The sequence below is a fragment of the Tenacibaculum haliotis genome, from assembly GCF_025215075.1.
In the GTDB taxonomy this organism is placed as follows: domain Bacteria; phylum Bacteroidota; class Bacteroidia; order Flavobacteriales; family Flavobacteriaceae; genus Polaribacter; species Polaribacter haliotis_B.
This window is the reverse complement of sequence record NZ_JAOBTH010000008.1, coordinates 1-6,688: the sequence shown is the minus strand read 5'-3', so window position 1 is coordinate 6,688 and position 6,688 is coordinate 1. Positions and strand designations below refer to the sequence as shown.

Sequence of the window (6,688 nt, the reverse complement as noted above, 5' to 3'; positions counted from 1 at the left end):
GATTACGGAAGTAGTTGTACCACAATGGTTGATAATATTACAGTTTTAAATAATCAGGCATTTACCGCACAAATAACAGATTTTACAAATCCAAGATGTATAGGAGATAGTAACGGAAGTATTGAAATAACAGCAGCATTTCCATCAAGTACACCAACAAGTTTTGAGTATTCATTAGATGGAGGAACTATTTGGAGTGCGGCGGCAACAAATCCGTTTACTATCACAGGATTAGGTAATGTAACTCATAATATATCGGTACGACCAGATAATACTTCACCAGCAGCGTGTAATGTATCTTTGAGTGAAGATTTATCAGATCCATCACCAATAGTAGTAGCGGCAAGTGTAACAAAACTAATTACTTGTGATACAGACCCTACATTAGATGGAGCAACGATTAGTATAACCGGAACCACTTCAGGAGGAAACGGAGGAGCTTATACATATGCATTATTTGACAATGCAACAGCAACGGCACCAGCTGTTCAAACAGGCGCACCATTTACCGATATTGATACTTCGGGAGATTATTGGGTAGTAGCTACAGATGCAGAGGGTTGTACATCAGCACCAGAGCCAGTAACTGTTCCAGATGCAGTAGCGGTAGCATTTACTTTAGACGAAACTACTTGTTATAGCGGTTCATCTGATGCAACAATTACCGTAAATATAGGTACAGGTAACGGAAATTATTCATATAGTTTAAATGACGGAACTACGACCACTACACAAAACACCAATATATTTACAGGATTAACCAATGGTAATTATACAGTAACTGTAACAGACGGATTTAACTGTTCAGCAACCGATACGGTAACCATAAATCCACAAGTAACAGCAGTTGTAACAACAACAAACGAAACGTGTAATGATGGAACGATAAACATCGTAGCAAGCGGTGGCGATAGTAATTATGTATACGCAGTTGTAACAGGAGGAACACCACCAGTTGCAACAGATTTTAGTGCAACAGCACCAACGACAATAACAGCAGGAACTTGGGATGTTTATGTACGTGATCAAAACGGAACAGGAACGCCAAGTTGTGAATATTCAGAAGAGGTTACCATAACTCGAATCACAGATCCAACAATAGTTGTAACCGAAACACAACCTGATTGTAGTGGCGGTCAAGGATCGGCAGTAGTAGTAATAAGTGATGGAACAGCCGATTATACTACCACAATAACATTACAGGGAGCACCAGGAACAGTACAAACTTCAGGGCCAGGAGCAGGAACAAATATTACATTTAACAATTTAGCAGAAGGAACGTATGATGTTGTTACTACTGATACTAATAATTGTGCAACAGCAGCATCAACCATAACCATCACTGCACCAGATGCATTAGCAGGAAATTCAAGGCGAAGTCAAGATTATACATGTACTCAACAAGGAGAGATAACGGTAGAAAATGTAACAGGAGGAACAGCACCTTATACTTATACATTAAGTGATGGAACAACGACAACGATTCATACAACGGATGCAGTAACATTTGATCATGCATTTGGTAGTTTAACAGATGGTACGTACACAGTAACTATAAGTGATGCAAAGAGATGTTCTATAACTTTAGCACCCATAACGATAGCGGCATTACCAGAGGAGCCAACATTTAGTAATGCAGTGACTTACGCGTGTGACGGAACAGGAACCATAACCTTAACACAATTAACACCAGCAGCACCAGGAACGTATAATTATACTTTAGGGGCAACGAATAATACTACAGGAATTTTTAGTGGATTATCTGATGGGACTTATACTGTTAGTATTGATTACGGAAGTAGTTGTACCACAATGGTTGATAATATTACAGTTTTAAATAATCAGGCATTTACCGCACAAATAACAGATTTTACAAATCCAAGATGTATAGGAGATAGTAACGGAAGTATTGAAATAACAGCAGCATTTCCATCAAGTACACCAACAAGTTTTGAGTATTCATTAGATGGAGGAACTATTTGGAGTGCGGCGGCAACAAATCCGTTTACTATCACAGGATTAGGTAATGTAACTCATAATATATCGGTACGACCAGATAATACTTCACCAGCAGCGTGTAATGTATCTTTGAGTGAAGATTTATCAGATCCATCACCAATAGTAGTAGCGGCAAGTGTAACAAAACTAATTACTTGTGATACAGACCCTACATTAGATGGAGCAACGATTAGTATAACCGGAACCACTTCAGGAGGAAACGGAGGAGCTTATACATATGCATTATTTGACAATGCAACAGCAACGGCACCAGCTGTTCAAACAGGCGCACCATTTACCGATATTGATACTTCGGGAGATTATTGGGTAGTAGCTACAGATGCAGAGGGTTGTACATCAGCACCATTATTAGTAAATGTACCAGTAAAAGAAAATATTACATTTACAGCTATACCTCAATGTTTTGATGGATCAGATGGGAAAATTGATGTAAATGTTACTAATGGTAATGGAGGCTATGAATATAGTACCGATGGTACTAATTGGACAACTCCAACACCAGCTAACGCAACAAGCTTTACTATATCAGCCTTATCAGCAAATGTGTCTTACACGATAAGTATTAGAGATATTTCAGGATGTATAGAAACAGAAAACGTTACTATAAATTCTGTGTTAACAGCAAGTGCAACACCAACAGATGCAAGTTGTACGCCTTTACCACCTGCAACTCCAACTGGTCAAATAACAGTAACACCAACAGGAGGTTCTGGAGTAGGTTACGTATATGCAGTGATATCAAATGGATCACCAGCACCTGTCGCAGGAGACTTTACAGCTACAAATCCAATTACAGGTTTAGATGCTGATACTTATGATGTTTATGTGAGAGATGATGCAGGTTGTGAATATATTATTCAAGATGTTGTCATAGATTTAATTACACCAATAGCTATTACAGCTACCACAAATGAACCAACATGTAATGGAGATACTGGTAGTATTGATGGTGTAGTAACAGCTAATACAGGGCAAGCACCTTATACAATTACACTCGCAAATAGTGGAGGTATTATAGGCGCTGAAACATTAACAAATTACACAGCAAACACTTTTAGCTTTAATAATTTACCAGCTGAAACATATACCGTTGAAATTACTGATGCCTTAGGTTGTATAAGTACTGTAACTCCATTAACTTTAGCGAATCCACCAGCTATTATAATGGATGTTGTACCTGTATTACCACCAAATTGTACCATAGTAGATCCAATAAATACAGGTTTTGATTTCAATTTTGGTAGTTTAACAATTGCAGATTACGCACCATATTCTTTAGAGTACTCATTAGATAATGGAACAAATTGGAATCCTATTACTCCAGTAATGCACTCTATAAGTGTTCCTCCAGCAACACCTGGAGATAATTTATATAGTGTAAGAAATTTAGTTCAAGGGCAAACTTATTATCCTTCAATAAGAATTGTAGATGGAGGAGCAACACGTTGTCAAGTAGATAATGGTATTTTTGTAATGCCTTTCCAAGTAGAAGGAATAGTTGTTGATATTACTCCAGGAGGTGATTGTATCGTTGGATATTCTGTAACTGTTAAAGCGATTGGAGGAACAGGACCTTATGAGTTTGGAATTAGTACAGAGGATCCTGTAAATACAGGTACTTGGCATCCAGCAGACGATCTTATTTTAACCCCAGATGAAAAAGTTTTTAATGATATTATACCTGGGTTAAATTATTTATTCTATGTAAAAGATGCTAATGGTTGTATTCAAACAAATGACCCTGATATTCCTATAATTTTTCCAGATTCAAGTTTTGATGTAAACATTACACCAACAGCAACAAGTCAATCATGTAACGGTGCAAATAACGGATCATTATCATTTCTAATAGATGATGAAGATAATGTTCTAGCTCTTCCAGCTCCAGGAAAAGATTTTATATGGGAACTATATGATGGAGTTACAGATTCTCCAGTAGGAGGTGTTTCAGGAACAATAACAGCACCAGTAGTATATCCATTTACCTTAGATAGTTCTGTTCCAGGAGCAGCAGCCTTAGGTTCATTAGCGTCAGGGAGATATTTCTTAGTAATAGAAGTAAATAATGGAGCACCCAATTCATGTAAATGGGCAAGTGGAGATATTGAAATACAAGAAGGACAACCAATTACAGGTAACTTAAACCCTGTAAATGATATTACTTGTAGTGTAGAAGGTACTGTACGTATCGAAAACGTAGTTGGTGGTTTTGGTGGATACACCTATGTAGTAACCAACATAACAAACACCAATTTAGTAACACCAATAACAGTGACAGGTACTACATTTAAAGTAGCTTATGCAAACGTTTCAGATCCAACGTTACCAGTAAACATTACTATAGAGGCAACAGATGTTAATGGGTGTTCAGCAATTTTAACACCAAACCCTGTAGTTTTAAATGTAAGCCCATCACCAACAATAACAAGTGCTATACCAAGTAGTTGTGGTATAAACAAAACAATTACAATAATAGCAGCAAGCGGTACACCACCTTATCGATATTCAACAGATAATGGAGTAAGTTTTACCGCACCAACTACAAATACTAGTTATACATCTGGCGTATTAACACCAGGTAATTACGATGTTGTAGTAAGTGATGCAAACGGATGTTCAGTAACACAAGCGGGAGTTGTAATTCAACCAGATTTAGAGTACACAGTTGATTTAACTAAAAACCTAACATGTGATGCTGTTACACCAGCTAATGAAGCAGCAACCTACGAAATAGATAACGTTACTGGAAGTGGGACTTATACCTATGAAATTACAAGAGATGATAGTGGAGCAAATACAGTAGTAGTTGCAGCAGGAACACCTTTACCAGCAACCCCTTTTACTTTTAGTACTGCAATTGCAGATGAATACACCATAACAATAACAGATACTGCAGAAAACTGTACAAACACAAAAACGTTTACAGTTGCACCAGCAGTAGTACCAGTATTCACTACATCAGTAACTAATGCTACTTGTGATGGAACACCGAACGGAAGTATCGCAGTTGCTGTAACAGCAGGCTTAACACCTTTAAGCTATAGTATAGCTCCAGTAGTAGGAACATGGGATGCAGCAAGCAATTCATTTATCAATGTACCAGCAGGAACTTATACGGTAACGGTTGAGGGCGATAATGGCTGTTCAACAGATCAAACAAATGTTGTAGTAAATGACAATCCGTTATTAACAGTAACCGCACCAACAGCAGTTCAATTTGGATGTACCACAGGTAATACAATGAACAATGCCACGTTAAGTATTGATGCATCAAACGGAGCAGGAGTATCAGGCGGAACAACAGTATATTCAACCGTAGAATTGTATGATGATAATGGAACTCCAGCCGATTTAACCGATGATGTTCAAATCAACACGGTAACGGTAAGTGGAACAGTTCATGAATTTGCAATAAGCGATGTTACAGGCGGTAGTTATTATGTACGTATTGTAGACAGTGCAAATTGTGAGGTAATATCAGCATCAACTACAATAAATGCTTTTGATGAGATTACAGATGTTGATATCAATTCAGTAAAAGATATCGATTGTGCAACAGGAGAAAATATCTCAGTAAAAACAAGTACAGATATTGATGGTGTTTCTTATGAAATAATAAGTGGTCCAGTAACACGTGCTGCTCAAATAGTAGCATTAGGAACAGGTTCTGCAAGTTTTACGGGTTTACCAACAGGAACATATGAGGTAACAGCAACGCATCCAGTAACAGGTTGTGTGTTTACAAAAGAATACATTGTAGGAGCAGCACCAAGTTATACGGTAATTGCAAATAATCCGCAAGCAACTTGTTTTGGAGCAGCAGGCGGAAGTATCGATATCAGTTTTGATTCGAGTACAACGTATGGCGGAGTTTATGATTACGAAGTATTAGATACTTCAGGAAATTCATTAACAACTCCAATTACAGGAACAGGAATTAATGGAGGAACAACTGAAACCGTTACAGGATTATTGGCAGGTACCTATTATGTATCGGTAACCATGACAAATACACCGTTCTGTACGATAAGCACAAATCAGTTTACGATAAATGAGCCAACAGCTATTTTATCAGTAACAGGAGCTGTAACCAAAGAAGTAAGTTGTGAAAATGATTCAGATGCAACCATTACAGCCACAGGAGCTAATGGATTTAGCGGATACAGGTATCAGTTAGAATTACCAGCAGGTAGTGTAGTAGCAGGTTATGATTTCGCTACCAACGGAACCAATGATGTATTTACAGGTTTAGGAGCAGGAAATTATACTATTAGGGTACGAGATGCAAATAATTGTGAAGGAGCGTCAGTAGTTGTACCAGTAGCAAATCCATCAGCAGTAACAGCAACCACCACTCATATAGATAATTCATGTGATACTACAGTTAACGGAATTATTGAAGTAACAGCAGGTGGTGGAACGGGAACGTACACGTATGTACTAACTAATAGTGGCGGAACCGAAGTAGCAAATACAGGTTTAACCACTACTACACCTTATACGTTTAGTAATTTACCAGCAGAAACATACACGGTAAGTGTAACTGATTCAAACGGATGTATTGCACCAGCACCAGCAGCAGTTGTTATAAATGAAGATTTAGTATTTGCGTTAAACGAACCGAAAAAGTTAACCTGTACAGGTACAACAGCAGCAGATGTTGTTATAG

The 6,688-nt window shown here is 37.8% G+C and carries 1 protein-coding gene; it reads left to right on the top strand.

Annotated elements, in window-relative coordinates; translation table 11 throughout:
* Positions 1–6,688 (top strand): hypothetical protein (locus N2251_RS00135; RefSeq protein WP_260584646.1); only part of this gene is annotated, 6,688 nt, incomplete at both ends.